This is a genomic window from Mesorhizobium muleiense, assembly GCF_900099905.1.
Classification (GTDB): domain Bacteria; phylum Pseudomonadota; class Alphaproteobacteria; order Rhizobiales; family Rhizobiaceae; genus Mesorhizobium; species Mesorhizobium muleiense.
This window is the reverse complement of record NZ_FNEE01000051.1, coordinates 1-2,783: the sequence shown is the minus strand read 5'-3', so window position 1 is coordinate 2,783 and position 2,783 is coordinate 1. Positions and strand designations below refer to the sequence as shown.

Annotated in this window: 1 protein-coding gene and 1 pseudogene; one reads left to right on the top strand and one right to left on the bottom strand. The window is 60.2% G+C overall.

Going from position 1 to position 2,783, the window contains the following annotated elements; translation table 11 throughout:
- The first annotated feature begins 330 nt into the window (after positions 1–330).
- Entirely contained in the window at positions 331–1,389 is a 1,059-nt protein-coding gene (locus BLT09_RS33275; protein ID WP_091600661.1) for a dipeptidase, read from the top strand.
- Between the two features lie 360 nt (positions 1,390–1,749).
- On the opposite strand, the pseudogene BLT09_RS33270 reads toward BLT09_RS33275, so the two are convergent.
- Positions 1,750–2,693, bottom strand: a pseudogene (locus tag BLT09_RS33270) (IS256 family transposase); the annotation flags it as partial.
- Between the last annotated feature and the right edge of the window lie 90 nt (positions 2,694–2,783).

The window sequence follows — 2,783 nt, the reverse complement described above, 5'->3', positions numbered from 1 at the left end:
CACATCGACCAGAGCGAAGCCGTGAACAGACTCATCCGTCAATGGCACGATAGAGAGAGTGCGTCCTTTCAATCAGGCTTCCATCTATAATGCCTAACTACCGGAAGGGAAATGATCGAGATCCTGGCGGCTGAAAGATCCAGGCGCAGGTAGTTCTCTACCAGTTGTCACTTTGCGAGGTTGATCAACCACGCCCTGAACCGGAAAACTGGATCTTCGAACCAGGGGAAGGGTGCTCCCGGATGACATTGAACATATAGGTGCGGGCTCATTTCTCGGGTATCGCACATAGAGGCGGCGGAGCATTCCGCTTATCGCTGGAGCTTTGAGATGCAGGAAGTTTTCGACGGCCACAACGATGTGCTTTACCGTTTGTGGAACAACGCAACCAAGGGTGGCGATCCGGTGGCCGAGTTCGTCGAAGGCACCCAGCAGGGCCATATCGACATGCCGCGCGCTAGGAAAGGCGGCCTCGCCGGCGGCCTGTGCGCGATTTATGTGACCTCGCCCAACATGCAGGATGAAGTGCGCGACGAGAACGGCCACTATGCCATTCCGCTTTCTCAGCCGCTTGAACGCTCTCCCTCGCTCGACATCGCCGTCGACATGGCGTCGATCGCCTTCCGGATCGAGAGTGCCGGCGGCTGGAAAATCTGCCGCAGCAGTGCCGACATTGATGCCGCCGAGGCCGAATGCAAGTTCGCCGCCGTGTTGCATATGGAAGGCTGCGAAGCCATCGATGCCGAACTCGCCGCGCTCGACGTCTTTTATTCCGCCGGCCTGCGCTCGCTCGGCCCGGTGTGGAGCCGCAACACCGTCTTTGGCCAGGGAGTGCCGTTTGCCTTCCCGTCGAGCCCTGATACCGGGCCTGGCCTGACCGAAGCCGGCAAGCGGCTGGTCACGGAATGCAACCGCATTGGCATTGCCGTCGATCTCGCCCACATCACCGAAAAAGGATTCTGGGATGTCGCCAGACTCAGCGACCAACCGCTGATCGTCAGCCATTCCAACGCGCACGCCATTACCCCTATTAGCCGCAATCTGACCGACAAGCAGCTCGCGGCTGTGCGCGAAAGCAACGGCCTTGTCGGGCTGAATTTCGCCGTCACCATGTTACGCGAGGATGGCTTGAAGCGTGTCGACACCCCGCTTTCCGACATGATCCGCCACATCGACTATCTGGTCGAGCATGTCGGCATCGACGGCGTGGGGCTGGGCTCGGACTTCGACGGCACCACCGTGCCGGCTGAAATCGGCGACGTCGCTGGGCTCCAGAACCTCGTTGCGGCACTGCGGGACGCTGGATATGGCGACACCGATTTGGCGAAAATCTGCCACGACAACTGGCTGAGGGTACTACGCTCGGCTTGGCACGAAGCGGCAGCCTAACAACAAATATGCATCAAGCTGGGGAACTGAAAAATGATGATTACTGTGAGATCCTAGGAGGAATTGGACAGCGAATGTACTGTGGCAGAATGGGTCCCCTGACAATCTTTATGTGAGGCCCATCATGTTTAAGACACCTAATCAACCTTCCGGTATCTCGATCTTGGCGCAACTTTTTATCTCGCTTGAACCGAGAAAATCGGCAGGCCGGGACGTGCTTCACCGGTTAGCGAGAAGATGTCGCGCCATAGGGTCGTCGGCAATGCATTGCCGGCCTTTTCGCCTGCCTTGCCAACTTTCGCAGGTGATGTCCCGCGGCATGGTGTAGGAGCGCCGACCTTCGGAGAGGTCCGACGCTGATCAGGCGGCCACGGCGGGCAGCCTGATGGTTGGATTGTCTGTTATACGAGCGAGCGTTTGAAGTGCATGTAGCGCCGCGCCACCGCCCATTGATCATTGGTCTCCAGCATCAGTGCGCCGACAAGGCGCACGATGGCGTCGTCATTGGGAAAGATGCCTATGACGTCGCCCCGCCGCTTGATCTCGCGGTTGACGCGCTCGAGCGGATTCGTGCTGGCGATCTGCGCCCAGTGCTCGCGCGGGAAGGACATGTAGGCCAGCACGTCGTCGCGAGAGGCGTCCATCAGGGCGCCGAGCTCGGATTGCTTCTCGCGTAGCGCGTCGGCAACGACTTCCCACTGGGTTTCGGCGTCGGCTTTGGTTTCCTGGGCGAAGATAGACTTCGGCATCGCCGCAACCGCCCATGCGCCGCTTCGTCGGCGCATGGGCAAGCGCGTTGCGCATCCAGTGAATGTGGCAGCGCTGGTGCGTGGCGTTGAACACCCGGCGGCGGCCGCGCGTAAACCCTTGTCCCGTCGGCGATGACCAGCTTCACGCCACGCAGATCGTGATCGGCAAGAGACCGCAGGAAGTCGGTCCAGAACGTCTCGGCTTCGGATGGCGACGCCCAGCACCTCGCGCTTTACCGCCGCGGCGATTATCACCGCACGGCTGACGATCCTACCGCCCTCGCGCACCTTCAGGTAGGTGGCCTCGAGCCAGAGGTAGGGCCAGGCGCCCTCCAGCGGTCGCGTGAGGAAGGCGTTCACCCGTTCGTCTATGTTGGCGCATAGGCGGCTCACCTGGCTCTTCGACATGCCGCCCGCACCCATCGCCTTGACCAGATCGTCGACCGAGCGCGACGAGATCCCATGGACGTATAGTTCCTGAATCACCGCCACCAGAGCCTTCTCGGCCGTTCGACGTGGTTCGAGTAAGCTTGGGAAGTAGCTTCCTTTGGTAAGCGCTGTTCCGGTGGCACCTTTCGCGCGTTGACGTGAGGGACGATGTTCGGAGCCTTTGAGGGCTTCGACACATGACGATTTCAGAGCTTA